The organism is Citrobacter sp. 172116965 (assembly GCF_013458095.1).
GTDB lineage: Bacteria > Pseudomonadota > Gammaproteobacteria > Enterobacterales > Enterobacteriaceae > Citrobacter > Citrobacter braakii.
This window is the reverse complement of the sequence record NZ_CP046673.1, coordinates 413,713-437,854: the sequence shown is the minus strand read 5'-3', so window position 1 is coordinate 437,854 and position 24,142 is coordinate 413,713. Positions and strand designations below refer to the sequence as shown.

Genomic DNA, 24,142 nt, shown 5'->3' with positions numbered 1-24,142 from the left:
CCGAAAAGAACAGGCGTGCTATTAACAATGGATGTTATCGCGAAGCAATTTACCTTTATATTTAAGAGAAAGCGTAACGATATGCTGTACTGCGTTATGTTTTTTGTCGGTGTCATTGTTATTATTCATTCGTTATATGCCTATAGATTATTTATTGATTTTATCAATACGAAAAACAAAACCAGTCAATCAATAACGTCCGTTGTCCTCAGGCTGCCAATGAATTTACCGAAAAACAGTAGGGAAAACGCGACTGATAATAAAGAAGATGTCTCAATTAAAAATTCGATGCTCGATCTCCAGCTAAATGGCATTATTGCGAGCACGCTAAAAACACGTTCACAGGCTATTATCACCATTAATGAGAAAGCAAAATTTTACAGTACCGGAGATAAACTTGACGATCTCCCTGACGTAAAAATTACGGACATTGATAATAATAGCGTGACGATTGATAACAATGGCTCCCGGCAACGCATCGCTTTTATTGATGAGCCTGATATATTCTCCAGGGCACCGGCACCATCGCTGCCACATGACAGCGCGCCACATTCCCTCAGCGACATCATTATTACTAACTTTATCTATCAGCAGGAAGCGCTACAGGGTGTCAGATTAAACGCCCGTGGTCCGGTTGAACGTTTTATAGCAACCGGACTCAGGCCAGGCGATATTGCGATCAAAATGAACAACCATCCGCTAACTCAGGAAGCGTCAGCAAAAGCGGCACTACAGGAATTTGTAACCTTAAACTCTGCCCAGTTCACCGTAATACGAAACGGTCAGGAAGCGCTGGTGAATGTATCCGTTACTGAGAATGATTAACCTTAAGGACGACAAAATTGCGCAAAGGAATTAAAAAAACGGCTGCATGGATACTGGCGCTACAGTTTTGCTCCTTTCCATTTCAAACCATGTCAGCGCAATATTCGGCAAACTTCCAGGATGCGGATCTCCGGGAGTTTATTACCTCGGTCAGTAAGCAAATGGGCAAAACCATTCTGATCGATCCGTCCGTCCAGGGAAAAATCTCCGTTCGCAGCTTTGACAGTTTCAACGAGGAGGAATACTACCAGTTTTTTCTCAGCGTTCTCGATATCTACGGCTACTCGGTTATCACCCTGGATAACGGCCTGCTGAAGGTTGTTCGCTCCGCAACGCTTAAGACCGCGCCGGGAAAAGTATTGGCACAGTCGCAACCGGCGGTCGGCGATGAATTTATCACCCGCGTCGTGGCGCTGAAAAATGTCCCGGTACGCGATCTGGCTCCGCTATTACGCCAGATGATGGACAGCGGCGGCATCGGCAACGTCGTACACTATGATCCTTCTAATGCGCTGTTGATCACCGGTAAAGCCAATATAGTCAATCGCATCCTTGAGGTTGTGAAACGGGTCGATGTTATCGGTACTCAGGAACGTGAGCTTATCAAACTGCGCTACGCCTCGGCAGTTGATTTATCTGACGTAATTAACAGCCTGATTCGCGAAGAGTCAAAGGAAAACCCAACGCAGATCCTGCTGCCTAAAATTGTCGCCGACAAGCGCACCAACGCCCTTCTTATCAGCGGGCCGGACAATGTGCGCCAGCGGATGAAATCTTTAATCGCTAAACTGGATATCGAACAGACCACGCAGGGCAATACTCGCGTGTTCTATTTGAAATACGCCAAAGCCACTAAAATCGTTGAAGTGCTGACCGGCGTGTCAACCAAACTGACGGAAGACAAGCAGTCGTCTTCGCAGAGCGTGGCTACCCCTTCCCGGGATGTCTCGATTAACGCCGATGAACAAACCAACTCGGTGGTCATTACCGCAGACCAGAGCACCATGCAGGAGCTGGAAAAAGTCATCGCTCGTCTGGATATTCGCCGCGCACAGGTACTGGTTGAAGCCATCATTGTGGAAGTCCAGGATGGAAACGGCCTGAATCTTGGCGTGCAGTGGGCCAACAGCAACGTCGGCGGTCAGCAGTTTACCAAAACGGGGCTGCCGATTTTCGACGCCTCAAGAGGCGCGCGCCAGTTTGATAAAAATGGTTCGATGACCAGCGACAACCCTATCGCCAGCGCGTTAAGCAGTTTTAACGGCCTGGCGACGGGCTTCTTTGAGGGGGACTGGAGCGTCCTGCTCACCGCGATCTCCTCCGACAACAAAAACGATATCCTCGCCACCCCCAGCATTGTGACGCTGGATAACAAAGAAGCATCGTTTAATGTCGGCCAGGATGTGCCGGTGCTTTCCGGCTCGCAAACGACCTCCGGCGACAACGTCTTTAATACGGTCGAACGTAAAACCGTCGGCACCAAACTGAAGGTCACACCGCAAATCAACGAAGGCGACGCGGTGCTGATGGAGATCGAGCAGGAGGTGTCGAGCGTCGATACCGCCTCCGGTAACGCCAGCGATCTCGGTCCGACGTTCAACACCCGTACTATCCAGAATGCCGTGCTGGTCAAAAGTGGCGAAACCGTGGTGCTGGGTGGCCTGCTGGATGATTCAAGCAAAGAGCAGGTTTCCAAAGTACCGCTGCTGGGCGATATCCCTGTTCTCGGACAGCTATTCCGCTACACCTCAACGGAAAATGCGAAGCGTAATTTAATGGTCTTTATCAGGCCGACCATTATTCGCGACGACGAGGTTTATCGTTCGCTCTCAAAGGATAAGTACACCCGATTTCGTGATTTACAGCAGCAGCGTATTGATAAGCAATCCAGTGGATTGGTCGGCGTGAAGGACGAAGAACGCCCGATGCTTAAAGAGCTGAATTTCGATGTGCCGACCGACGCGCCCAACGACCAGCCATCGCGCAATCCCTTCCGGGAATGATCCAACATGACTGACTTATGGACGCGCATTCCTCCCCAGCATCCTCTGCCGCTTAATTACGCACAGGGGCAAAAATTTGGTATCGCGGTCGCGGTGGATGAATTGTTCTACCGCACCGACACGCCGCTGGAAAACGTGCTCGAGGCCAGCGTTGCCTGTCAGCGCTTCAGCCGCCTGACGCCAGCGCAATTTGACGACCACCTGGAGCAACTTTTCCAGCACGGCGCCGGAGAGTCCCGGCAGATTGCCCAGGATATCGATCAGGAGATCGACCTGACGGCGCTGAGCGAGGAGTTACCCGACAACGCCGATCTGCTCAGTGATGAAAACGACGCACCGGTTATCCGACTGATCAACGCGGTCCTTCATGAAGCCGTGAGGGAAGGCGCGTCGGATGTGCATATCGAAACCTTCGAAAAATCTCTGGTGGTGCGTTTTCGTATCGACGGCGTCCTTAAGCCAGTCCTTCAGCCCGCTAAAAAACTGGCGCCGCTGCTGATTTCGCGTATCAAAGTAATGGCACGACTGGATATTGCCGAAAAACGACTGCCGCAGGATGGGCGTATTTCCCTGCGCCTCGGACGCAAAAATATTGATGTCCGCGTTTCGACGTTACCCTCGCAGTATGGCGAAAGAGCCGTGCTGCGTCTGCTGGATAAAAACAGTCTGCGCCTGACGCTGGAGAATATGGGGCTATCGGCGGTGGATAGCCTGCGGCTGAAGGGTTTAGTACAGCAGCCGCACGGCATCATTCTTGTCACCGGCCCGACGGGGTCGGGAAAAAGCACCACGCTGTATGCGATTCTCGCCGAGCTGAATTCCCCCCAGCGTAATATCCTGACCGTCGAAGATCCCATCGAGTACGAGCTGGAAGGCGTCGGACAAACCCAGGTAAACAGCAGGGTGGATATGTCTTTCGCCAGGGGACTGCGCGCCATCCTGCGCCAGGATCCGGACATCGTCATGGTCGGCGAAATTCGTGACGCCGAAACCGCGCAGATAGCGGTTCAGGCATCGCTCACCGGACATCTGGTGCTTTCCACCCTGCACACTAACAGCGCCTGCGGTGCGATTACCCGATTACGGGATATGGGCGTCGAACCTTTCCTGCTCTCATCATCGCTAAGCGGCGTTATCGCCCAACGCCTGGTGCGTCGCCTCTGTCCGGCCTGCCGCGTGCATGCTCCCATTCCTGACTCTCAGAAATCCCTCCTGCACGCGCTCGATCCCACCGCTCAGGCAATCTGGCAGGCTTGCGGATGCGGCGAATGTCGGGGAACTGGCTATCAGGGGCGACTGGCGATTCATGAAATTATGCTGGTGGATAAAACTATGCGCAGCATCATCCATCGCGACGCCGATGAACACGCCCTGGAGCAGTGCCTGCGCCAGCAAAGCCGGAGCCTGCGGGACAACGGCCTGCTGCGCGTGCTGGCAGGCGAGACCACGCTTGAGGAAGTCATGCGCGTCACCTCTGCCCAAGAGGATACACGATGAAATATCAGTGGCAGGCAATGGATGACAGCGGCACGACTCACCATGGAACGCTGGATGCCGCCAGCAGCAAAGAGGCGCGCGAGGCGCTGCGCGCCCAGGGTCTGCACCCGCTGGTGTTAAATGAGAAAAAGGTCATTTCGCTGTTCCGGACGGTAAAAAAAACGCCTCGTTTACGGCTTAGCGGCAGTGAACTGGCGCTGTTCACCCGCCAGCTCGCCACGCTGGCCAACGCTTCGCTACCGCTTGAAGAGGCGCTGTTCGTTATTGGTCGGCAGAACAAAAATAATAAACTGGGGCTGGTGCTACGCGACCTGCGCGAACGGATCCTCGCTGGACATACGCTTTCCGAATCGCTGGCCGCCTGGCCGTGGATCTTCGATTCCGTTTACCGCACGCTGGTGAAAGCCGGTGAAAAAAGCGGACAGCTCGGCTGTGTGCTGGAAAAGCTGGCTGACTACAATGAGTTACGCCAGGCAACACGCAGTAAACTCATCCAGTCACTGATTTATCCTTCCCTGCTGACCAGCGTGGCGATCGCCGTCGTCGCTATCCTGCTCACCACCGTAGTGCCCAAAATCGTGGAGCAGTTTCTGCATATGAAAGAAGCGCTGCCGATATCCACGCGCGTGTTGCTGGCAATCAGTGGTGCCATGCGCCACTACGGATTGTGGGTAATCGCATTGCTGCTGATTGTCTTTTTCCTGTTTCGCCACTGGCTCACCCGCCCCGGCAAACGGCATCTGCTTGACTGTAGATTCAATCTGTCAACGCAACACCCCTTTCAATTATCTCTTTAGGTGTTTTGAACTTCAGTGTCTTTCTCGGTCTGTTGTTTAGCTGAGCTGCAACCTGATCCAGCTCATATTGAGTATATTGGGCAAGGCATGTCTTTTTGGGAAAGTACTGTCGGATTAGCCCATTAGTGTTTTCGTTTGTTCCCCGCTGCCAGGGGCTCTGAGGATCGCAGAAGTAAACTTTAACTCCTGTGCTGCCAGTAAATTCCAGATGTCTGGCCAGCTCCATTCCTCTGTCCCATGTCAGTGATCGCCGGAGTTCAGGTGGTAAGCTCAGGAATTTATCGGTAAGAGCCTGATTCACTGATAAAGCGTCTTTGCCCCTGAGTCTCAGGATGATCGTATAACGTGATTTTCGGTCTACAAGTGTGGCTATATGGGAGTTTTTTGTACCCGAGACTAAATCGCCTTCCCAGTGTCCCAGAGAGCGTCTGTTATCGATATGCCGGGAACGTTCGTGGATTGGCGTTCCGTTCACTATGTTGATAGTGCCTCTTTCACCTTTGCGAGTATGGCGCCTGCCATGACGGAGGCTGTGCGATCGGCGCAGGTGCTGTACGTTCAGGTGGTGTAGCGCTTCACGACTACGAAAGTAAAGCGTCTTATAAATTGTCTCAGGTGATATTCGTAGTGTTTTTTGACGCGGCTTCGTTCGCCTTAACCATCCTGATATTTGCTCTGGGGACCACTTCATCTCAAGCTTTTCCAGAACAAGCTCTCGCAACGGCATATTCTGATCCAGTAAGCACGGTTTTGGTCTTTTAGCCATCCTGTTGGCCCGGTTATTCGCATCAACGGCTTTGTAATAGCGCCTACCACGATTACGCTGAACTTCACGTGAGATTGTTGAAGGGCTACGATTCAGCATTGTAGCGATGGCTCGAATGCTCATTTTAGCTGACAGACCGGCTCGTATTTCCTCGCGCTCAGACAGCGTCAGGTGAGCAACAGCTCGCTTGCGCTCATTGGGTTTTATGCCGCCAGTATCTCTTAACATCGTGAAGATGGTCCCTGGTTTCGAACCCAGGATATTAGCTATCTCACTGAAGCCTTTTCCGTTCTTCCACAGTTCAAAAACAGATGTTTTTTCCTTTGCTGTAAATGTTCGTCTCATTCAACAATCCTCCGCAACTACATGTTTTCACATGACTGTTGCGTTGACCAATTGAATCTACAACCGCTGGCTTCTTGATTTCAAACTCAGTCGCGCCCTGCTGCGCGCTATCCACTGCGCCCGTTATTTGCGCACCCTGAGCATTCTTAATATCAGCGGCGTTCCGCTGCTGGAAGGGATGACGCTGGCAACCGAAGGCATCGGTAACCGAGAAATCAGTCAGCGGCTGGGTCAGGCCGCGGAGCGCGTGCGCCAGGGCTCAGGCTTTCATCTCGCTCTGGAAAAATGCGATCTCTTCCCGCCGATGATGCTCTACATGATTGCCTCCGGGGAAAAAAGCGGCCAGCTCAGCGAGCTGATGGCGCGCGCTGCCGACCAGCAGGAAACACTGCTACAAAACCGCATTGCGCTGACGCTGGCGCTGTTTGAACCCGCGCTGATTATTACGATGGCGATGATTGTGCTGTTCATCATCGTCTCGGTTCTGCAACCCATTTTGCAACTCAACTCATTGGTAAGTTAAGGATAAAACGTGAATAGTGATGCACATAAGCAGCGAGGATTTACGCTGCTGGAGATGATGGTGGTGCTGGTTATTTTGGGCATCCTCGCAAGCCTGGTCGTCCCCAGCTTAATGGGCAATAAAGACAAAGCCGATCACCAGAAAGCCGTCAGCGACATCGTGGCGCTGGAGAATGCGCTGGATATGTACAAACTGGATAACTATCGCTATCCGCTGACGGCACAGGGGTTAAAGGCGCTGGTCGAAAAACCGACCGCCAGCCCAATCCCGGAAAATTACAACGCGAAGGGCTATATCAAGCGTCTGCCACAGGATCCCTGGGGTAATGAGTATCTGCTGGTTAGCCCTGGTGAACACGGCGATTACGATATTCTCTCCGCAGGTCAGGACGGTGAACCCGGCACCGCTGACGACATTACTAACTGGGAACTGGGTAAAGCGAAATAATCGGAATGAGGCAGAAGGGATTCACGCTACTGGAAGTCATTCTGGTGCTGACGATTATCGCGCTTGGCGCCTCGCTGGTGATGATGACCTACGGGCGACAAAATGATACCGCGAAAGCTATTACTGCAGCCGAACAGCTGGCGGCGCTGACTGAATATGCCGCTGACTGGTCAACCATGGAGGACCGCAGTACCGGTATTGAGATCCGCGAACAAGGCTGGCGCATCGTCACACCGATTGGAGATCGCTGGCAGACGCCAACCCAGTTCTATCGCCTGGCGACCGAGGGCAAGTGGGAAAGTGACTGGCAGGTGGCTCTGTTCCCGGCGTCGCTCGCCAGGCAATCCGTCGGCACGCCGCAAATTCTGATTCACCCGGACGGTGAAATTACGCCGTTTACGCTACACATCCGCAGCCGTAAAAATAATACGCTGCTGTTCACGCTCGCCAGTACCGGCGGGCTGCCGCTGGTGCTCACCCGAGGCGAAAGCCGATGAGCCAAAGGCAATCAGGAATGACGCTTCTGGAAGTGCTACTGGCGATATTCATTTTCGCCACCTGCTCTCTCGCGCTACTCAACAGCCTGCACGGTCAGGTTAGCGCCACCGCAAAAATGGAAGAACAGGTGCTTGCCGGTTGGGTAGCGGATAATGTGCTCAAAACCTATCAACTGGCCGGGCAGAGCCCCGCTAAAACAGCGACAGGCAGCAGCATTATGGGTAAACGCCGCTGGGACTGGTTGTTAACAGTCTCACCCGCCGATGCTTCCGGCCTCAGCACCTGGACAGCAGACGTCGCTCTTAAGGACAAACAGCAGATCCGCCTGCAGCGCTTTATCCCCTCGCCGCAAGGAGGACCGCAAAATGTCTCCCGGCCCTGAGAAACAGCGCGGCTTTACCCTGCTGGAAGTTTTACTGGCTATTGCCCTGTTCGCCATGCTCAGCCTGCTGACGGCGCAGATGCTAACGACGACAATTGACAGTAACGAGCAGACCAAAAAGCATCAGCAGCGTTTTTCCGCTATCGTGCGTACCGTCAATTTGCTGGATAAAGATATCCGACAGCGGGTGCCGGTAACCCAATTGCAGGGCGAAAAAGAGACGCTGATGCTGACGACAGCCAGCAGTAACAGTTATCCTGGCGCCTGCTGCGCGCCCGATATCCAGCGAGTTCAGTGGTATCTGCAGGATCATACTTTATACCGCACGCTCTGGCGCTACCCGGAAGATGCAACCGCAGCTATCACTCAGCCGATGCTCAATGATGTGAACGCCTTCACGTTGCGTTATTACAACAGTAAAGAGAAAGCGTGGACGGACACGGCGACAATCCCATCTCCTGGCGCGATGGAAGTCACTCTTAAACTTGCTGATTCCGGCACGATAACTCGTCTGACGCTCTTGTCAGAGAACCGCCAGCCAGGAGAACAGCAATGACCCGGCAAAAGGGCGTGGCGCTGCTGGTAGTGCTGATGATCCTGGCAATTATGGCGGCGCTGGCCAGCGAAATGACCGTGCGCTACCAGATCAACCTCAAACGTACCAGCTCCACCCGGATGCGGCTACAGCAAAACTGGCTGGCAGAGCTGGCTGAAAGCCAGGCCATGCGTATTCTTGAACAGGACCTGCGGGATAATGAGAAATACCTCACTCACGAGCAGCTCTGGGCGCAGCCGCAGCGTATTCAGCTCGCCAGCGGCGACGCTGTTAGCTGGCAGCTATCTGACGAGCAGGCCTGTTACAACATTAATGCGCTGATTAACGCCCCGATCGATCGAATGAAAGAGCCGCCCGCCAGCGTGAGCATCTTTCTGGCACTGCTGGAAAACATTGGCGTCACCAATGCCCAGGCAGAGGCGCTGGTTGATGCTATCGCCGACTACATCGATAACGACGATATTCCACGCGCCTCCGGTGCCGAAAATGAGTATTACCAGACAAGTAACGACCCCCACACCATTGGCGGACGACGTATCTGGTCAATCAGTGAACTCAAACAAATCAAAGGGATGACGCTTTCTCTTTACCAGCAAATCTCCCCGCTACTCTGCGCGCTGCCTGATGATGAGCTAAAAATCAACATCAACACCCTGACGCGCCGGGATGCACCGTTGCTTGCGGCGATGCTCAATAATGCTGTCCCGCCACGCGAGATTGAGCGCTTTTTTGATACCCCGCGCAAAGGACGCAAAATCAGCATTGAGACGTTGTTAAAGACATTCGATAAGGATAATCCGGCTCATAAGCTGTCGCAGACCACATTCAAAAGCATTGCGGTGGCGACCAGTCGTTACTTCCGCCTAGAAACGACTATCGAACAAGGCGATAGCGCCGGGAGCACCATCAGCCAGCTGGAATACGATCCCAAAAGAAAGGCTCTGTTTATTACAGCCCGCAAAAGCGTGGCGCGCGACCATTAAAGGGAACTAAATGACGCCAGACACATTACTGCTACGTCCGCTGCCGGGAAAACTGGAATGGTGCGCCCCCATAGGGACACAGCCTCCGGTTATTGTTGAACAGGCGGATTACCTCCAGCCAAACGCGCTGGCCGACCTGCCGGATGCCGGTAACGCCTGCCTGTTCCTGTCACCTGATTATTTCTGTTTTCGTCGCGTCGAATTACCGACGGAAAACTACAAAATCAGTGAACAAACGCTGGGCTGGCTGGTGGAGGACGCCGTTGTCGGTGATACAGATAGCCTGCACTGGACGGTTCTCGCCAGAGAAGAAAACACGCTCCATCTCGCCGGGATCGCCAGGACCACGCTGAACGAGCTATTGACGACTTTCCGCACAGCTGGCGTGACGTTGACGTATATCGTTCCGGATGGTTTCTGGCTGCCGTATGTCACGGATAGCTGGAGTCTGCTAAAACAAGATGAGCGATGGTTAATCCGTTACGACGCGTGGAAAACAGGCGTGCTGAGTGAAGCACTGCTCACGCATTTACTCGCCAGCCATACAGAGCAAAAAATCATCAGCGCCAGCCCGCTTCCTGTGCCTCACGCTTATGTCGAATACCTTGACTGGCAGCCGCCGCTGGCGTGCGCCTGCAATGGCGATAATATTCAGGACATTAACGTATTACACGGCAGCTTCCGCCCTTTGCCCCCGACACAACCGACCCCGCGTCTGCTGAAATATGCCGCCATAGCAACATTTGCCCTGGCGATAGCGCTCTTCTCAGGGCTGAAAGGGGTGATGCTCTGGCAGCTTCATCAACAGAAACAGGCGCTCTCAGCGGAAGGTGCCACCCTGTGGAACCGCTATTTCCCAGGTGATAACCGCAACAGCAATTTTAAATATTTCTTCGAATCGTCCGCGAGGGATCGCTATCCGGATGTGCTGACGTTACTGACTCAGCTTCAGGCCCGATTAAGCACATTGCCGGGGCTTACCATCCGCGAGGTCAGCTACCGGCTCGAACAACGCCTTTTTACCTTGACGCTCAACGTTCGCGATCCGGAACATCTTCGCCGCTTTATGGTGCAGACAAACGACGAATTTATCCTGACTCAACCGCCAGAAGGGACGACAGATAGCGTCCGGCTGACCCTGAAGGAGCGCAAATGAATATGAATAGCTGGTGGAGCGAAAAAAACGGCAGAGAGCAACGCAGTCTGATATTCCTCGCCATTTTCTGTCTGCTGGCGGGATTCTGGTACGGCGTGGTTCAGCCCCTGGATAACGCTATTGCACAGCAGAGGCAGGAAAATGATCGTCTCAGGAGTGAGATCCATTGGGTAAATGAGGCGATTCAGCGTCGCGGATTAGTTGCCAGTAGACCGGGCACAAAGACCGATCCGGCACTGATACAACATAGCGCGCAGCAGGCAGGTCTGAATATCAGCGTTGTGACATCCACTCCCGATCATTTTGCGATCTCGCTTCCCGTTGTCAAAACCGAACCATTATTTGCGTGGCTTAATACCCTACAAAATGAGGGAATACAGGTTTCGCAACTCACGTTTAGCGCCCGCCCGGTCGCCGGGGAGATTGCGGTGGAAGCCCTTGAACTCTATCCGGTGGGGAAATGACGGAACTCATTAACATTGCAGCAATGGCATTTGTCGGGCTGATAGTCGGCAGCTTTATGAATGTAGTGGTTTATCGACTGCCGATCATGATTGAGCATCGGCACAGCGAAACATGGAATATCGCCTGGCCTCCGTCGCACTGTCCGCACTGCCAGCACAGGCTATCGGTGCGTAACACTATTCCACTATTCAGTTGGCTGTGGCAGCGGGGGCGTTGCCAGGACTGCGCGCAGCCCATTTCATGGCGTTACCCACTGACTGAACTGGTGTGTTCTTGTGTTTTTGCGCTTAGCGCCGCGTTTGTCCCTTCAATGTCTGATGCGATTGCCATCATGACGCTGTTCTGGTTTATTTTCGCACTGGCGCAAATTGATCTCCGGACGTACCTGCTGCCGGATGTGCTGACGCTGCCGCTGCTCTGGCTCGGTCTGATGTATCACAGCGTTTACGACAGAGAGATGTTATCCGACGCGCTGTACGGCGCTGTCGCTGGCTATCTGACGCTATGGCTGGTCTGGTGGGGATGCAAAATAATCGCGGGCAAAGAGGGCATCGGCCTGGGTGACGCTAAGCTACTGGCAGCGATGGGTGCCTGGTGTGGATGGCCAGCGCTACCGCCCATTTTACTCGCTGCATCATTGCTGGGCATTGTCTGGTGGCTGATCCTACGCCTTACCCGAAGGACGTCGATACCGCTTATCGCGTTCGGTCCGTGGCTTGGACTGGCAGGTTGGTTGATTTTCAGCGCGCAAAGTTCAGGTGTTATCGGGTACTGAAAGGAGCGGCAGGTCTGCCGCTCTGCAAAGTTTGCGTCTACGCTTCGCGAATCTGTGCCTGAAGATAGTTCTGGAGTCCCATCTTCTGGAGCAGATCCAGTTCCGTTTCCAGCCAGTCAATGTGACCTTCTTCATCAGCAAGGATTTCGATCATCATATCCCGGCTAACGTAGTCATGGACGCTGTCGGCATAGGCAATAGCTTCACGTAAATCTTTAGCCCCATCGAGTTCGAGTCGAAGATCGGATTGCAGCATCTCTTCAACATCTTCGCCTATACCCAACTTACCAAGATCCTGTAAGTTTGGGAGCCCTTCTAAGAATAAAATACGCTCGATATATTTATCAGCGTGTTTCATCTCATCGATAGATTCATGGTACTCAACATCATTGAGGCGAGTCAGTCCCCAGTTTTTGAACATACGAGCATGGAGAAAATACTGGTTGATTGCGACAAGCTCATTTCCCAATAGTTTATTGAGATAATTTATGATTTTAACATCACCTTTCATTTTATAGTCCCTCCGCTTCCACTCTTAGAGCGTAGATGGGGCTACAGGGATGTCAAAAAAAAGAGTGTGACTTAGGCGATCTCTTTAAATTCTGGCATTTGCGTTAATTCATCCTGCATGACTTCGCGGGCAGCACGAATGCACTTACCACATTGATTTCCAACAGGAATAAATTTACGCAATTGCTGAAAGGACTGAGGATGAAACTGGCGAACAGCCTGACGTATTTTTTTATCACTTATCGCATTACACAAACAAACGTACATGATCGCTCCCGTTCAATTTCTGCGCAAAGTGTAAATGAGAATAGTTATGATTACAATAGCACAACGCTATTTACGCAGCGGGAGAATGAATGAAAAATGCGAATAAATATGACAACTGCTAAATAGCGGACAGCAAAAAGGGCGCCGAAGCGCCCTTTTTAAGCTCAAAGCTAATTAATCAATAATTAGCTCATTACTTTAGCAACAACGCCCGCACCAACAGTACGGCCGCCTTCACGGATTGCGAAACGCAGACCGTCGTCCATCGCGATTGGGTGGATCAGGGTAACAACCATTTTGATGTTGTCGCCCGGCATTACCATCTCAACACCCTCCGGCAGTTCGATGGTACCAGTCACGTCAGTAGTACGGAAGTAGAACTGCGGACGGTAGCCTTTGAAGAACGGAGTATGACGGCCGCCTTCGTCTTTGGACAGAATGTACACTTCAGATTCGAACTTGGTGTGCGGCTTGATAGAGCCCGGCTTAGCCAGTACCTGACCACGTTCGATTTCTTCACGTTTGATACCACGCAGCAGAACACCAACGTTCTCACCAGCACGGCCTTCGTCCAGCAGTTTGCGGAACATTTCAACGCCAGTACAGGTAGACTTAGCAGTCTCTCTTTGATACCAACGATTTCAACTTCTTCACCAACTTTGATGATACCGCGCTCTACACGACCGGTAACAACGGTACCACGACCGGAGATGGAGAATACGTCTTCGATAGGCAGCAGGAACGGCTTGTCAATCGCACGCTCTGGTTCCCGGGATGTAAGAATCCAGGAAGCCAGCCAGTTCGATGATTTTCGCTTCCCACTCTGCTTCGCCTTCCAGCGCTTTCAGAGCAGAACCACGAACGATCGGAGTGTCGTCGCCCGGGAAATCGTACTGAGACAGAAGTTCACGAACTTCCATTTCTACCAGTTCCAGCAGCTCTTCGTCATCAACCATGTCGCATTTGTTCAGGAACACGATGATGTACGGAACGCCTACCTGACGACCCAGCAGGATGTGCTCACGAGTCTGCGGCATCGGGCCGTCAGTCGCAGCAACAACCAGGATCGCGCCGTCCATCTGCGCAGCACCGGTGATCATGTTTTTAACATAGTCGGCGTGGCCCGGGCAGTCTACGTGTGCGTAGTGGCGAGTCGGGGTGTCATATTCAACGTGAGAAGTGTTGATGGTGATACCACGAGCTTTTTCTTCCGGCGCGTTATCGATCTGGTCGAATGCACGAGCAGCACCGCCGTAGGTTTTAGCCAGTACGGTGGTGATTGCAGCGGTCAGGGTAGTTTTACCGTGGTCAACGTGGCCGATGGTGCCGACGTTAACGTGCGGTTTTGTACGTTCAAATTTTTCTTTAGACACGGCTATATTCCTTACTATAGTGCTCTCCCCTGGGGAGAGAGCACGGGACTTAGGTTTTAATCCTGTGGCTTATTTACCACGGGCTTCAATAACGGCCTGAGCAACGTTGTTCGGCGCATCGTCGTACTTCAGGAACTCCATGGAGTAAGAAGCACGGCCTTTGGTCAGAGAACGCAGCTGGGTTGCATATCCGAACATTTCAGACAGCGGAACTTCAGCATGGATAACAACGCCAGTGACGTTGGATTCCTGACCACGAAGCATACCACGACGGCGGCTCAAGTCACCGATTACGTCACCGGTGTTCTCTTCCGGAGTCTCTACTTCAACCTTCATGATAGGCTCAAGCAGAACTGGTTTCGCTTTCTTAAAGCCATCTTTGAAGGCGATAGAAGCGGCCAGTTTAAACGCCAGCTCAGAGGAGTCAACGTCATGGTAAGAACCGAAGTGCAGACGCACGCCCAGATCAACAACCGGGTAACCAGCCAGCGGGCCAGATTTCAGCTGTTCCTGGATGCCTTTATCAACGGCCGGGATGTATTCGCCAGGAATTACACCACCTTTGATGTCGTTGATGAACTCGTAGCCTTTCGGGTTTGAACCCGGCTCCAGCGGGTACATGTCGATAACAACATGACCGTACTGACCGCGACCACCAGACTGCTTAGCGTGTTTACCTTCGATATCGGTAACTTTCGCGCGAATCGCTTCACGGTAAGCAACCTGAGGTTTACCGACGTTCGCTTCAACGTTGAATTCACGCTTCATACGGTCAACGATGATGTCGAGGTGCAGCTCACCCATACCGGCGATAATGGTCTGGTTAGATTCTTCGTCAGTCCAAACGCGGAATGACGGGTCTTCTTTAGCCAGACGGCCCAGAGCCAGACCCATTTTTTCCTGGTCAGCTTTGGTTTTCGGTTCTACCGCGATGGAGATTACCGGCTCAGGGAATTCCATACGCTCCAGAATGATCGGGTGATCCGGGTCACACAGAGTGTCACCAGTGGTCACGTCTTTCAGACCGATAGCAGCAGCGATATCGCCCGCGCGAACTTCTTTGATCTCTTCACGTTTGTTAGCGTGCATCTGTACGATACGGCCAAAACGCTCGCGTGCAGTTTTCACTGAGTTCAGGATGGTGTCACCGGAGTTAACCACACCAGAGTACACGCGGAAGAAGGTCAGGTTACCCACGAACGGGTCGGTAGCGATTTTGAATGCCAGAGCAGCAAACGGCTCTTCATCGCTAGCATGACGCTCAGCCGGAGTATCTTTACCGTCGTCCAGAATACCGTTGATCGCAGGTACGTCGACTGGGGATGGCAGGTAATCAATTACCGCATCCAGCATCGCCTGAACACCTTTGTTCTTGAACGCAGAACCACAGGTTACCAGGATGATTTCGTTGTTCAGAACGCGCTGACGCAGAGCTTTTTTGATCTCTTCTTCAGTCAGTTCTTCACCACCCAGGTATTTCTCCATCAGCTCTTCTGAAGCTTCCGCAGCGGACTCGATCAGGTTCTGGTGCCATTCTTCAGCCAGTTCCTGCATGTCAGCCGGGATATCTTCATAAGTGAAGGTTACGCCTGCATCTTCTTCGTTCCAGTTGATGGCTTTCATTTTCACCAGGTCAACAACACCGGTGAACGCTTCTTCAGCGCCAATCGCCAACTGCAGCGGAACAGGGTTCGCGCCCAGACGGGTTTTGATCTGACCAACAACTTTCAGGAAGTTCGCACCCATACGGTCCATTTTGTTAACGAACGCAATGCGTGGAACTTTATATTTGTTTGCCTGACGCCATACGGTTTCAGACTGAGGCTGAACACCACCAACTGCGCAGTAAACCATTACTGCACCATCAAGCACACGCATGGAACGTTCTACTTCGATAGTGAAGTCAACGTGCCCCGGGGTGTCGATGATGTTAACGCGATGCGGTTCATACTGCTTAGCCATACCAGACCAGAATGCAGTAGTCGCTGCGGAGGTGATAGTAATACCACGCTCCTGCTCCTGTTCCATCCAGTCCATGGTGGCTGCGCCGTCATGAACTTCACCGATTTTATGGTTTACACCGGTGTAGAACAGAATACGTTCGGTAGTAGTGGTTTTACCGGCGTCGATGTGCGCACTGATACCGATGTTACGGTAGCGCGCGATGGGTGTTGTACGAGCCATTTGATTCCTCGTTTATCTTTTAGGCGTTCAATTTAAGTAGCCCAAAGCGGGCTGCTTACTAGAAGCGCCCGCCTGGTGACTAAAACTCCGAAGGGATTACCAACGGTAGTGTGCGAACGCCTTGTTGGCTTCTGCCATACGGTGAACGTCTTCACGTTTCTTAACTGCAGTACCTTTGTTTTCTGCAGCATCAGAAAGTTCGTTCGCCAGGCGCAGAGCCATGGATTTATCACCGCGTTTACGAGCAGCTTCAACGATCCAACGCATTGCCAGGGCATTACGGCGAACCGGACGGACTTCAACTGGAACCTGATAAGTAGAACCACCAACGCGGCGAGACTTAACTTCGACAGTCGGACGCACGTTTTCAAGGGCTACTTCAAAAGCTTCCAGGCCATCTTTACCAGAACGCTGAGCCAGGGTCTCCAGCGCGCTGTATACGATGGTTTCTGCAGTAGATTTTTTACCATCTACCATCAGGATATTTACAAATTTAGCCAGCAGCTCTGATCCGAACTTAGGATCCGGCAGAATTTTACGCTGACCAATGACGCGACGACGTGGCATGGGAATACTCCGTTGTTAATTCAGGATTGTCCAAAACTCTACGAGTTTAGTTTGACATTAATATAAAACGTTTGGCCTTACTTAACGGAGAACCATTAAGCCTTAGGACGTTTCACGCCATACTTGGAGCGTGATTGCTTACGGTCTTTAACGCCGGAGCAGTCAAGCGCACCGCGAACGGTGTGGTAACGAACACCCGGGAGGTCTTTTACACGACCGCCACGGATCAGGATCACGGAGTGCTCCTGCAGGTTGTGACCTTCACCACCGATGTAGGAAGTCACTTCAAAACCGTTAGTCAAACGCACACGGCATACTTTACGCAGTGCGGAGTTTGGTTTTTTAGGAGTGGTAGTATATACACGAGTACATACGCCACGTTTCTGCGGGCATGCTTCCAGTGCAGGCACGTTGCTCTTTGCAACTTTGCGTGCGCGTGGTTTGCGTACCAGCTGGTTAACTGTTGCCATTAAATAGCTCCTGGTTGTAGCTTTCGCTTCGTAAACACGTAATAAAACGACCTCATACAATATGAGGACGCAGAATTTTAGGTCGGTGTCGAAAAGGTGTCAAGAAATATACAACGATCCCACAATTACCAGGACATCTGGCTGGGATGCTTCACCGTAAGTCTGACGAAGTCAGTATAGCTAACCCTGACGACACTGTCTGAAATTTGACCACCTAAGCCGCGAGCTTTAATGTCTTCTTCCAGTACATAGACCTTAATGGAGGCATTTTGCAGACTTTCAAGGAAACGGCTTCCTTCTATTGCCGCGGTCACGCCATCCTGAAGCAATAAAAGTTCATCGTCTTTATCAATCAGGCGAAGAAGAGAGGAGAAATCGGTAAGCCACGCGGAACGATGTAATGTGTGCAGCATGAGTATCTCAAAACCTTAAAATGACGTCATAGTTGCCTAGCTCACGGCGTAAATCTTCCGGTTCTAACGCTGTCGCATCGACCACAAAATTACCCCCCTGCTGGAGGCCCCGCTCGCGTAACGAGGCGGCACAAAGCCAACATTGATCGATATCGTACAACCCTAACAGCTTGAAGGTTGCGATATAGTCGCGAGCCAGCACGACATCCGGCTGTTGTCCCTGGAGGATTTGAAAAACGCCATCGCCGATAAAAAATACGCCGAGGTCTTCCGTTAACGCCGATGTCGCCAGTAAGGCATCTAACCCTTCGCGGCCAGACGAACTGCCATGTGGCACGGTAGAAAAGACAAAAGCAACACGTTTCATTAAAACTGCACCACGCGATCGCAGGTCAGGGATGCCTCAGCCAGCGAACCCAGCCCGCTGAGGTTAAAACCTGATTGTAAATTAGCCCCTGCCAGTCCCAGTCGCTTCGCTTCTGTTTCATCAACGACGCCGCGACGCAGCGCCGCAGCTACGCAGATATTCAGCGTCACGCCGTGCTGCTGGTTCAGCTGTTGCCAGGCCCGCACCAGATCATATTCATCACTGGCAGGTGAAGTCAGGAAGTTGGCGTTATACACACCTTCACGATAGAAAAAGACGCTGCATAGCTCATGCCCTTCTTTAAGTAACGCGTGAGCAAATTGCAACGCGCTGCTCGCCTGCTGCGTGCCATAAGCTGGCCCCGTCACCATAATGGCAAAACGCATTACTTGTCTTGCCCCTGGAAATCGCCGCTTTTGAACTGACGAATATAGAGGTAAACCGTGTGCTTGGAGATGTTCAGCCGATCGGCGACCTGGTTAATGGCATCTTTAATATCGAAGATACCTTTCTCATACAGATTCAGGACAATCTGGCGATTCTTGGCATTGTTGGAAACATTACGATCAGCATTCACTTCTTCAATCGTGAATTCCAACGTTTGGGTAACCAGGTCTTCCACCGAAGAAGCGAAGTTAACGGCAGAACCCACTTCCGGGGTTTCCGGTGGGATAAAGGTATTCATTATCTGCGAGAATGGAACATCAAGGTTCATGTTGATGCACAGCAGACCAATCACGCGATGCTCACGGTTGCGAATGGCAATCGTCACCGACTTCATCAAGACACCGCTTTTCGCACGTGTGAAGTAACACTTCGACACGCTGCTATCCGCACCCGTCATATCATGCAGCATACGCAACGCAAGGTCAGTAATCGGCGAGCCAATTTTGCGGCCCGTGTGTTCACCGTTAGCAATGCGGATGGCCGAGCATTTCAAATCCTGCAAAGAGTGCAATACGATTTCACAATGGGAACCAATGAGCATCGCCAACCCGTCCACAACCGCTTCGTAGGATTTGAGGATATCGAAATCGGTTTGATCGAAAGGACGTTGATCCAGTAAATCTAGCTCACTGGTTTCGTTGGTTAAAAGCGACCTGGACATGAAAAAAAGCACTCCTTTTCAGGAGCCTGTCGTTATGTTGTCAGGGCAGGCTCATCACTATTATAGGGGCATCTAAAGTAATACAGCGCACAAGGCGCTTTCCAGTATTAATTATATCCTGTCGATAATAAAAAACCGCCGCCCTGTGGGCGGCGGTATCTGGTTACTTACTTTTTGCTGCTGTCCGCAGCTTTAGCTGCCGGTGCAGCATCTGGCTGCGCATCGGCCTTCGGTGCCGGTTTGATGTCTAACAGTTCAACATCAAAGACCAGCGTAGAGTTAGCCGGAATGCCCGGTACGCCGGTTTTGCCGTAAGCCAGATCCGGCGGGATAACCAGCTGGATTTTGCCGCCTTTCTTGATGTTTTTCAGGCCTTCGGTCCAGCCCGGGATAACACCGTCAAGACGGAAAGAGAGCGGCTCACCGCGAGTATAAGAGTTATCAAACTCTTTACCATCAATCAGCGTACCTTTGTAGTTGACTACCACGGTATCGCTATCTTTCGGTGCAGCGCCGGTACCTTCTTTCTCTACTTTATAGACCAGGCCAGTAGAAGAGGTTTTAACGCCCTTCTCTTTAGCAAATTTCTCGCGGTAAACTTTACCTTTGGCTTCATTGTCAGCCGCGTCTTTTTCCATTTTCGCCTGAGCGGAGCTCTTCACGCGTGCTTCAAACGCCTGCAGAGTTTGTTCGATTTCCTGGTCAGACAGTTTGCTCTTGTCTGCAAACGCATCCTGAACGCCAGCGATCAGCTGATCTTTATCCAGTTTGATGCCCAGTTTTTCCTGCTCTTTCAGAGAGTTTTCCATATAACGACCCAGGGACGCGCCCAGCGCGTAAGCGGCTTTTTGGTCGTCATTCTTGAATGCTGCTTTGCTGTCAGCAGTAGCGGCTGGTTTCGCAGCGTCAGCAGCGAAGGTGATCGGGGCATGCAGAGCAACAGCCATTATGGTCGCCAGCAGCGTTACTTTAAACAGTGATTTCATCCATATCTCCAGGGCCGGGGCATCTCACCCCAAGGTTAGCTAACATAAAAATGTACTATAAAGCGTTGCAGAACAAATCAACATACGGGCACGCCCTATTATCACCACTTTTCAGACTCTTTTTGTTTAAATTAGTTTCGTGACCGAAGATTGAGTGCTGTGCAAACAGGCAAAGTTAAGTAGAATTCGCCGCAGTCCGCGATCTGCCGGAGAAAAAAGAAAGAGGTGAATCATGCAGGATACAACAATGGAAACTCGCCTGGCTGAACTGGAAAGTCGCCTGGCATTTCAGGAGATAACCATTGAAGAGCTCAACGTGACGGTGACCGCGCATGAACTGGAAATGGCAAAACTCCGCGACCATCTGCGTTTATTGACGGAGAAGCTCAAGGCAACGCAGCCGTCCCACATCGCGTCGCAGTCTGAAGAGACCCCGCCGCCACATTATTGAGACATAAAAAAAGCGGGATATTCCCGCTTTTTTTTATGCCATATACTGATTAGTGGCAACCGCAACCGCCGCCGTTACCTTTACCGCCACCGCCGCAGCAGCCTTCGCCACCGTGCTCGTGACCATGGTCGTGACCGTGACCACCGCAGCAACCGTCATGACCGTGGTCATGATCGTGGTCGTGACCGTGCGCACCGTGAACGTGGCCGTGAGCCAGCTCTTCTTCGGTCGCTTCGCGGATAGCGACAACTTCTACGTTGAATTTCAGGTTCTGGCCAGCCAGCATGTGGTTACCGTCAACCACAACGTGGTCGTCTTCCACTTCGGTAATTTCTACCGGTACTGGACCCTGGTCAGTTTCAGCCAGGAAACGCATGCCAACCTGCAGTTCGTCAACGCCCATGAAGACGTCTTTAGGAACGCGCTGCACCAGGTTTTCGTCGTACTGACCGTATGCGTCGTTTGCGCCAACAGCAACATCGAATTTGTCGCCAACTTCATGACCGTCCAGCGCTGTTTCCAGGCCAGAAATCAGGGAACCGTGACCATGCAGGTAGTCCAGCGGTGCACTCACCGGAGACTCATCAACCAACACACCGTCTTCTGTACGTACCTGATAGGCCAGGCTGACCACCAGGTCCTTTGCTACTTTCATGATATCTCCTGAGCATGGAAAGAATAGTGGCGCAGATTGTAGCGGAATTCTGCACCCGTGTACCCTCTAGCTTAAAAAAAGCTGCGCCATATCGCTAGTCCGGATGAAAAATCCCGATCACTTGCTCTTCTTTGCGAACGTGCTCGCGCGCCTCTTTATCGGCTTCCCGCATCTGATGACCGCACTTAACACACTCAACAATATCGATATTATTTTCGCGCCACATCGCCAGCGTATCCTGCGCCTGGCAGGACGGACATTTTGCGCCTGCGATAAAACGTTTACGAATTGCCATGGTTACCTCTACTCAAATTCATCCCAGCCATCCAGTTGACGTCGCTCTTGCTGCATCTCTCGTTGGAAAATCTCCTCAAGCTCGCGCCGGGCTTCCCTGGCTCGGGAGATTTGTACCGTATCCGTGTGCATGGGGATCAGTTCCCGCAACATGCGCATATCCAGCCGCCGAAAATGCAGCTGAGCGCGCTGAGCCTGGTGCGGATGCATCCCTAGCGTAACCAGCGTTTTTCGCCCTAACTCCAGCGCACTGGAAAATGTTTCGCGGGAAAACTGCGTCACACCAGCCTGTAATAACTCATGCGCCTCTACACGTCCGCGCGCACGCGCAAGAATATGCAAATGCGGAAAATACTGTTGGCACAGCGCCACCAGCTTCATAGTGTCTTCAGGTTCATTACAGGTAATAACAATAGACTGTGCGGCTTCTGCACCCGCGGAACGCAACAGATCCACCTGCGTGGCATCACCGTAATAGACCTTATAGCCATATTTGCGCATTAAATTCACTGCGCTGATATCTCTTTCCAGGACGGTAATACGCATTTTATTGGCCATCAACAGACGACCAATAACCTGACCAAAGCGCCCGAAACCCACCACAATCACCTGCGGTTTATCATCTTCCACCCAGGGTTTTTCATCTTCTTCATCCGTGCCGTTAAACTGGCGGGAGAGCCATTTATCAATCAACTTCATCACCAGCGGCGTGGTCATCATCGATAGCGTGACGGTCACCAACAACAGCGCCATTTGGTCACCCTGAAACAGCCGTTGGGAAGAGGCCGTTGAAAACAGCACGAAAGCGAATTCACCGCCCTGACTTAAAACCCCGGCAAACTGCATCCGTTCTGAGCTTCTCATGCCGTTAAGACGCGCCAGTACATACAGCACCAGCATTTTTACGACCACCAGCACCATCACGCTCGCCGCTACCCATAAAATATGGGTATAGAGCACGCCAAGGTTAAGCGACATACCTACGGAGATAAAAAACAGGCCAAGCAACAGGCCTTTAAACGGATCGATTGCCGTTTCCAGCTCATGTCGGTATTCGCTTTCCGCCAGCAGAACGCCCGCGATAAAGGTCCCCAGCGCCATCGACAAACCCAGCGCATCCATAAATAAAGCAGAACCCAGCACTAACAGCAGCGTGGCGGCGGTGAACACTTCCCGCACGCCAGAATCCGCAATAAAACGGAAAACCGGACGCAGCAAATAGCGCCCGCCAATCAGCATGCCGGCAAAGGCCAGCACCTTCATCCCCACTTTGATCCAGTCAAAATGTTCGTCAGCAGACCCCGCCAGCAACGGAACCAGCGCCAATGCGGGGATCACCGCCAGATCCTGAAATAGCAGCACCGAAAAGCCCAGTTGTCCGGATTCACTGCGATTCATGCCTTTTTCGCGCATCAACTGTAGCGCCATAGCAGTCGATGACATCGCCAGACCAATGCCGCCAACCACTGCTGCCTGCCAGGAGAACGCTGTAAGCATCAGTAGCCCTGCCAGCACGACCGCGCTTAGCATCACCTGCGCGGCGCCGACGCCAAAAATTGAACGCCGCAATTGCCACAGTTTGGCTGGATTCAGTTCCAGCCCAATGATGAACATCAGAAAAACTACGCCCAGTTCGGAAAAGTGTAAGATTTCATCCACATCGCTGATGAACCCTAATCCCCATGGGCCGATAGCAATCCCCGCCAGCAAGTAACCCAGCACCGGACCGATACCCAGCTTTGAGGCCAGCGGAACGGCAGCCACCGCCGCGAAGAGGAACAACACGCCGGCAGTCAATAAATCAGAACCTTCCATCAGCGGCCTCCCACAGGGATCGGATTCGCCAGCCAGTCACCATACGCTTTCGCATGGCTGTCCAGCTCCTGTTTCGTTTGCCGTCTGGCCCAGTAGACAATGATAGGGCTCATCCAGTGCATGCGGCACATACCGGCCGTTAGCTCAAAAGGGCGCAGTACATCGCTCATTGGATAACGGTTTAGCGCGTCATAGCGGTAGGCGCTTTCCGGCTCGCCGGTAGTGATAACGCTCCGCCAGTACTTTCCCGCCAGTTGATTCCCCCCGGGGCCGCTGGCAAATCCTCGGCTCAGTACACGGTCAAGCCACTCCTTTAACAACGCCGGGCAGCTATAGGTGTAGAGCGGATGCTGAAAAACAATCACATCATGCTCGCGCAGCAGCGCCTGCTCATGCGGAATGTCGATAAAAAAGTCAGGATAGTGCGCGTACAGGTCGTGCACGGTAACATTGCTGAGCTGCATGGCCGGTTTAAGCAGCACCCGGTTCGCGACCGAGTCCTGAGATTCCGGATGGGCATACAGCAGCAAGACTTTCGCTGGCTGGAACATCATCCCCCTCCCGGTTTTGTCTTTTGTCTATTTTCGACGTTTTGGGCTACCATTGCGCCTCGGTGCGGCAAATAGCCCACACATTACATTATCATAATGATAAATTAACATAG

28 protein-coding genes and 2 pseudogenes are annotated in these 24,142 nt (G+C 52.2%); 14 read left to right on the top strand and 16 right to left on the bottom strand.

Annotated elements, in window-relative coordinates; all coding sequences use genetic code 11:
- Window positions 1-27: 27 nt before the first annotated feature.
- Genes gspC through GPJ68_RS02030 form a run of 4 tightly spaced genes read left to right on the top strand, consistent with a single transcriptional unit; the run spans window position 28 to window position 5,122 of the window.
- Window positions 28-825 (top strand): type II secretion system protein GspC, encoded by a 798-nt coding sequence (gene gspC / locus GPJ68_RS02045; RefSeq protein ID WP_180837098.1) that lies wholly within the window; start codon window positions 28-30, stop codon window positions 823-825.
- Between the two features lie 17 nt (window positions 826-842).
- Window positions 843-2,828 carry a type II secretion system secretin GspD gene (gene gspD / locus GPJ68_RS02040; RefSeq protein ID WP_016157610.1) on the top strand — a complete coding sequence of 662 codons (1,986 nt, stop codon included), beginning with the start codon at window positions 843-845 and terminating at the stop codon, window positions 2,826-2,828.
- 6 nt (window positions 2,829-2,834) lie between these two features.
- Complete coding sequence (gspE, locus tag GPJ68_RS02035; protein WP_104652408.1) at window positions 2,835-4,325, top strand: type II secretion system ATPase GspE; 1,491 nt, start codon at window positions 2,835-2,837, stop codon at window positions 4,323-4,325.
- A complete protein-coding gene (locus GPJ68_RS02030) occupies window positions 4,322-5,122 on the top strand; it encodes a type II secretion system F family protein (RefSeq protein WP_255489350.1) in 801 nt (266 codons plus the stop codon). The genes gspE and GPJ68_RS02030 overlap by 4 nt, the downstream gene beginning before the upstream one ends.
- On the opposite strand, the gene GPJ68_RS02025 is transcribed toward GPJ68_RS02030, so the two are convergent.
- A complete protein-coding gene (locus GPJ68_RS02025; RefSeq protein WP_001254955.1) occupies window positions 5,082-6,233 on the bottom strand; it encodes an IS30-like element IS30H family transposase in 1,152 nt (383 codons plus the stop codon). The two genes, GPJ68_RS02030 and GPJ68_RS02025, sit on opposite strands and share 41 nt — an antisense overlap.
- A gap of 97 nt (window positions 6,234-6,330) precedes the next feature.
- On the opposite strand from GPJ68_RS02025, the pseudogene GPJ68_RS02020 reads away from it, so the two are divergent.
- The 9 genes and pseudogenes from GPJ68_RS02020 to GPJ68_RS01980 form a co-directional block, all read left to right on the top strand.
- Window positions 6,331-6,756: pseudogene (locus tag GPJ68_RS02020) on the top strand (type II secretion system F family protein); the annotation flags it as partial.
- Between the two features lie 9 nt (window positions 6,757-6,765).
- The gene (gene gspG / locus GPJ68_RS02015) at window positions 6,766-7,203 is read left to right on the top strand and encodes a type II secretion system major pseudopilin GspG (protein ID WP_016154753.1); all 438 of its coding nucleotides are present in this window, start codon (window positions 6,766-6,768) and stop codon (window positions 7,201-7,203) included.
- A gap of 5 nt (window positions 7,204-7,208) precedes the next feature.
- Window positions 7,209-7,700, top strand: a complete 492-nt coding sequence (gene gspH, locus GPJ68_RS02010) for a type II secretion system minor pseudopilin GspH (RefSeq protein WP_080860783.1) — start codon at window positions 7,209-7,211, stop codon at window positions 7,698-7,700.
- A complete protein-coding gene (gspI, locus tag GPJ68_RS02005; RefSeq protein ID WP_047414912.1) occupies window positions 7,697-8,083 on the top strand; it encodes a type II secretion system minor pseudopilin GspI in 387 nt (128 codons plus the stop codon). The genes gspH and gspI overlap by 4 nt, the downstream gene beginning before the upstream one ends.
- Window positions 8,067-8,639: a type II secretion system protein GspJ gene (locus GPJ68_RS02000; protein WP_104652407.1), complete on the top strand. Its 573-nt coding sequence runs from the start codon at window positions 8,067-8,069 to the stop codon at window positions 8,637-8,639. The genes gspI and GPJ68_RS02000 overlap by 17 nt, the downstream gene beginning before the upstream one ends.
- Complete coding sequence (gene gspK, locus GPJ68_RS01995; RefSeq protein ID WP_104652406.1) at window positions 8,636-9,622, top strand: type II secretion system minor pseudopilin GspK; 987 nt, start codon at window positions 8,636-8,638, stop codon at window positions 9,620-9,622. The genes GPJ68_RS02000 and gspK overlap by 4 nt, the downstream gene beginning before the upstream one ends.
- Before the next feature lie 10 nt (window positions 9,623-9,632).
- Window positions 9,633-10,778, top strand: a complete 1,146-nt coding sequence (gspL, locus tag GPJ68_RS01990) for a type II secretion system protein GspL (protein WP_104652405.1) — start codon at window positions 9,633-9,635, stop codon at window positions 10,776-10,778.
- Window positions 10,775-11,242, top strand: coding sequence for a type II secretion system protein GspM (gene gspM, locus GPJ68_RS01985; protein ID WP_104652404.1), 468 nt, complete (start codon window positions 10,775-10,777; stop codon window positions 11,240-11,242). The genes gspL and gspM overlap by 4 nt, the downstream gene beginning before the upstream one ends.
- Window positions 11,239-12,018 carry an A24 family peptidase gene (locus GPJ68_RS01980; RefSeq protein WP_104652403.1) on the top strand — a complete coding sequence of 260 codons (780 nt, stop codon included), beginning with the start codon at window positions 11,239-11,241 and terminating at the stop codon, window positions 12,016-12,018. Before gspM ends, GPJ68_RS01980 begins: the two co-directional genes overlap by 4 nt.
- A gap of 37 nt (window positions 12,019-12,055) precedes the next feature.
- On the opposite strand, the gene bfr is transcribed toward GPJ68_RS01980, so the two are convergent.
- The 11 genes and pseudogenes from bfr to fkpA form a co-directional block, all read right to left on the bottom strand.
- Window positions 12,056-12,529: a bacterioferritin gene (gene bfr / locus GPJ68_RS01975; protein ID WP_016154761.1), complete on the bottom strand. Its 474-nt coding sequence runs from the start codon at window positions 12,527-12,529 to the stop codon at window positions 12,056-12,058.
- A 71-nt stretch (window positions 12,530-12,600) separates the two neighbouring features.
- The gene (gene bfd, locus GPJ68_RS01970; protein WP_003031111.1) at window positions 12,601-12,795 is read right to left on the bottom strand and encodes a bacterioferritin-associated ferredoxin; all 195 of its coding nucleotides are present in this window, start codon (window positions 12,793-12,795) and stop codon (window positions 12,601-12,603) included.
- 185 nt (window positions 12,796-12,980) lie between these two features.
- Window positions 12,981-14,168, bottom strand: a pseudogene (tuf, locus tag GPJ68_RS01965) (elongation factor Tu).
- Between the two features lie 69 nt (window positions 14,169-14,237).
- Window positions 14,238-16,352: an elongation factor G gene (gene fusA / locus GPJ68_RS01960; protein ID WP_016154762.1), complete on the bottom strand. Its 2,115-nt coding sequence runs from the start codon at window positions 16,350-16,352 to the stop codon at window positions 14,238-14,240.
- Between the two features lie 96 nt (window positions 16,353-16,448).
- Window positions 16,449-16,919, bottom strand: a complete 471-nt coding sequence (gene rpsG / locus GPJ68_RS01955) for a 30S ribosomal protein S7 (protein ID WP_016154763.1) — start codon at window positions 16,917-16,919, stop codon at window positions 16,449-16,451.
- A 95-nt stretch (window positions 16,920-17,014) separates the two neighbouring features.
- On the bottom strand, window positions 17,015-17,389 hold the full coding sequence (gene rpsL / locus GPJ68_RS01950; protein ID WP_003023654.1) for a 30S ribosomal protein S12: 375 nt from the start codon (window positions 17,387-17,389) through the stop codon (window positions 17,015-17,017).
- 125 nt (window positions 17,390-17,514) lie between these two features.
- A complete protein-coding gene (gene tusB / locus GPJ68_RS01945; protein WP_016157620.1) occupies window positions 17,515-17,802 on the bottom strand; it encodes a sulfurtransferase complex subunit TusB in 288 nt (95 codons plus the stop codon).
- A 7-nt stretch (window positions 17,803-17,809) separates the two neighbouring features.
- Entirely contained in the window at window positions 17,810-18,169 is a 360-nt protein-coding gene (tusC, locus tag GPJ68_RS01940) for a sulfurtransferase complex subunit TusC (protein WP_047415984.1), read from the bottom strand.
- Entirely contained in the window at window positions 18,169-18,555 is a 387-nt protein-coding gene (gene tusD, locus GPJ68_RS01935; protein WP_016154766.1) for a sulfurtransferase complex subunit TusD, read from the bottom strand. Before tusD ends, tusC begins: the two co-directional genes overlap by 1 nt.
- A complete protein-coding gene (locus GPJ68_RS01930) occupies window positions 18,555-19,277 on the bottom strand; it encodes a transcriptional regulator (protein WP_003023643.1) in 723 nt (240 codons plus the stop codon). Before GPJ68_RS01930 ends, tusD begins: the two co-directional genes overlap by 1 nt.
- 167 nt (window positions 19,278-19,444) lie before the next feature.
- Window positions 19,445-20,263 (bottom strand): FKBP-type peptidyl-prolyl cis-trans isomerase, encoded by an 819-nt coding sequence (gene fkpA, locus GPJ68_RS01925; RefSeq protein WP_104652068.1) that lies wholly within the window; start codon window positions 20,261-20,263, stop codon window positions 19,445-19,447.
- 232 nt (window positions 20,264-20,495) lie between these two features.
- Here fkpA and GPJ68_RS01920 point away from each other — a divergent pair, with 232 nt between their 5' ends.
- Window positions 20,496-20,714, top strand: a complete 219-nt coding sequence (locus GPJ68_RS01920; protein WP_003023639.1) for a protein SlyX — start codon at window positions 20,496-20,498, stop codon at window positions 20,712-20,714.
- 49 nt (window positions 20,715-20,763) lie between these two features.
- Here the strand turns inward: GPJ68_RS01920 and slyD are convergent, their stop codons facing one another.
- The 4 genes from slyD to kefG all read right to left on the bottom strand — a co-directional run bounded on the left by slyD (window position 20,764) and on the right by kefG (window position 24,029).
- On the bottom strand, window positions 20,764-21,369 hold the full coding sequence (gene slyD, locus GPJ68_RS01915; RefSeq protein ID WP_003023634.1) for a peptidylprolyl isomerase: 606 nt from the start codon (window positions 21,367-21,369) through the stop codon (window positions 20,764-20,766).
- Window positions 21,370-21,463: 94 nt separating this feature from the next.
- Window positions 21,464-21,664, bottom strand: a complete 201-nt coding sequence (locus GPJ68_RS01910) for a YheV family putative zinc ribbon protein (RefSeq protein WP_016154768.1) — start codon at window positions 21,662-21,664, stop codon at window positions 21,464-21,466.
- An 8-nt stretch (window positions 21,665-21,672) separates the two neighbouring features.
- Window positions 21,673-23,478: a glutathione-regulated potassium-efflux system protein KefB gene (kefB, locus tag GPJ68_RS01905; protein ID WP_047358154.1), complete on the bottom strand. Its 1,806-nt coding sequence runs from the start codon at window positions 23,476-23,478 to the stop codon at window positions 21,673-21,675.
- A complete protein-coding gene (kefG, locus tag GPJ68_RS01900) occupies window positions 23,478-24,029 on the bottom strand; it encodes a glutathione-regulated potassium-efflux system ancillary protein KefG (RefSeq protein ID WP_003023629.1) in 552 nt (183 codons plus the stop codon). Before kefG ends, kefB begins: the two co-directional genes overlap by 1 nt.
- Window positions 24,030-24,142 lie beyond the last annotated feature (113 nt).

What these genes read in the sequence shown, in the direction of transcription:
- kefB (WP_047358154.1), bottom strand. Translation starts at nt 23,478, where the DNA reads ATGGAAGGTTCTGATTTATTGACTGCCGGCGTGTTGTTCCTCTTCGCG.
- rpsG (WP_016154763.1), bottom strand. Translation starts at nt 16,919, where the DNA reads ATGCCACGTCGTCGCGTCATTGGTCAGCGTAAAATTCTGCCGGATCCT.
- bfd (WP_003031111.1), bottom strand. Translation starts at nt 12,795, where the DNA reads ATGTACGTTTGTTTGTGTAATGCGATAAGTGATAAAAAAATACGTCAG.
- gspI (WP_047414912.1), top strand. Translation starts at nt 7,697, where the DNA reads ATGAGCCAAAGGCAATCAGGAATGACGCTTCTGGAAGTGCTACTGGCG.
- rpsL (WP_003023654.1), bottom strand. Translation starts at nt 17,389, where the DNA reads ATGGCAACAGTTAACCAGCTGGTACGCAAACCACGCGCACGCAAAGTT.
- tusD (WP_016154766.1), bottom strand. Translation starts at nt 18,555, where the DNA reads ATGCGTTTTGCCATTATGGTGACGGGGCCAGCTTATGGCACGCAGCAG.
- fusA (WP_016154762.1), bottom strand. Translation starts at nt 16,352, where the DNA reads ATGGCTCGTACAACACCCATCGCGCGCTACCGTAACATCGGTATCAGT.
- kefG (WP_003023629.1), bottom strand. Translation starts at nt 24,029, where the DNA reads ATGTTCCAGCCAGCGAAAGTCTTGCTGCTGTATGCCCATCCGGAATCT.
- gspE (WP_104652408.1), top strand. Translation starts at nt 2,835, where the DNA reads ATGACTGACTTATGGACGCGCATTCCTCCCCAGCATCCTCTGCCGCTT.
- GPJ68_RS02030 (WP_255489350.1), top strand. Translation starts at nt 4,322, where the DNA reads ATGAAATATCAGTGGCAGGCAATGGATGACAGCGGCACGACTCACCAT.
- gspC (WP_180837098.1), top strand. Translation starts at nt 28, where the DNA reads ATGGATGTTATCGCGAAGCAATTTACCTTTATATTTAAGAGAAAGCGT.
- GPJ68_RS01980 (WP_104652403.1), top strand. Translation starts at nt 11,239, where the DNA reads ATGACGGAACTCATTAACATTGCAGCAATGGCATTTGTCGGGCTGATA.
- gspM (WP_104652404.1), top strand. Translation starts at nt 10,775, where the DNA reads ATGAATATGAATAGCTGGTGGAGCGAAAAAAACGGCAGAGAGCAACGC.
- gspL (WP_104652405.1), top strand. Translation starts at nt 9,633, where the DNA reads ATGACGCCAGACACATTACTGCTACGTCCGCTGCCGGGAAAACTGGAA.
- fkpA (WP_104652068.1), bottom strand. Translation starts at nt 20,263, where the DNA reads ATGAAATCACTGTTTAAAGTAACGCTGCTGGCGACCATAATGGCTGTT.
- GPJ68_RS01930 (WP_003023643.1), bottom strand. Translation starts at nt 19,277, where the DNA reads ATGTCCAGGTCGCTTTTAACCAACGAAACCAGTGAGCTAGATTTACTG.
- tusC (WP_047415984.1), bottom strand. Translation starts at nt 18,169, where the DNA reads ATGAAACGTGTTGCTTTTGTCTTTTCTACCGTGCCACATGGCAGTTCG.
- slyD (WP_003023634.1), bottom strand. Translation starts at nt 21,369, where the DNA reads ATGAAAGTAGCAAAGGACCTGGTGGTCAGCCTGGCCTATCAGGTACGT.
- GPJ68_RS01910 (WP_016154768.1), bottom strand. Translation starts at nt 21,664, where the DNA reads ATGGCAATTCGTAAACGTTTTATCGCAGGCGCAAAATGTCCGTCCTGC.
- tusB (WP_016157620.1), bottom strand. Translation starts at nt 17,802, where the DNA reads ATGCTGCACACATTACATCGTTCCGCGTGGCTTACCGATTTCTCCTCT.
- GPJ68_RS02000 (WP_104652407.1), top strand. Translation starts at nt 8,067, where the DNA reads ATGTCTCCCGGCCCTGAGAAACAGCGCGGCTTTACCCTGCTGGAAGTT.
- GPJ68_RS02025 (WP_001254955.1), bottom strand. Translation starts at nt 6,233, where the DNA reads ATGAGACGAACATTTACAGCAAAGGAAAAAACATCTGTTTTTGAACTG.
- GPJ68_RS01920 (WP_003023639.1), top strand. Translation starts at nt 20,496, where the DNA reads ATGCAGGATACAACAATGGAAACTCGCCTGGCTGAACTGGAAAGTCGC.
- gspH (WP_080860783.1), top strand. Translation starts at nt 7,209, where the DNA reads ATGAGGCAGAAGGGATTCACGCTACTGGAAGTCATTCTGGTGCTGACG.
- gspK (WP_104652406.1), top strand. Translation starts at nt 8,636, where the DNA reads ATGACCCGGCAAAAGGGCGTGGCGCTGCTGGTAGTGCTGATGATCCTG.
- bfr (WP_016154761.1), bottom strand. Translation starts at nt 12,529, where the DNA reads ATGAAAGGTGATGTTAAAATCATAAATTATCTCAATAAACTATTGGGA.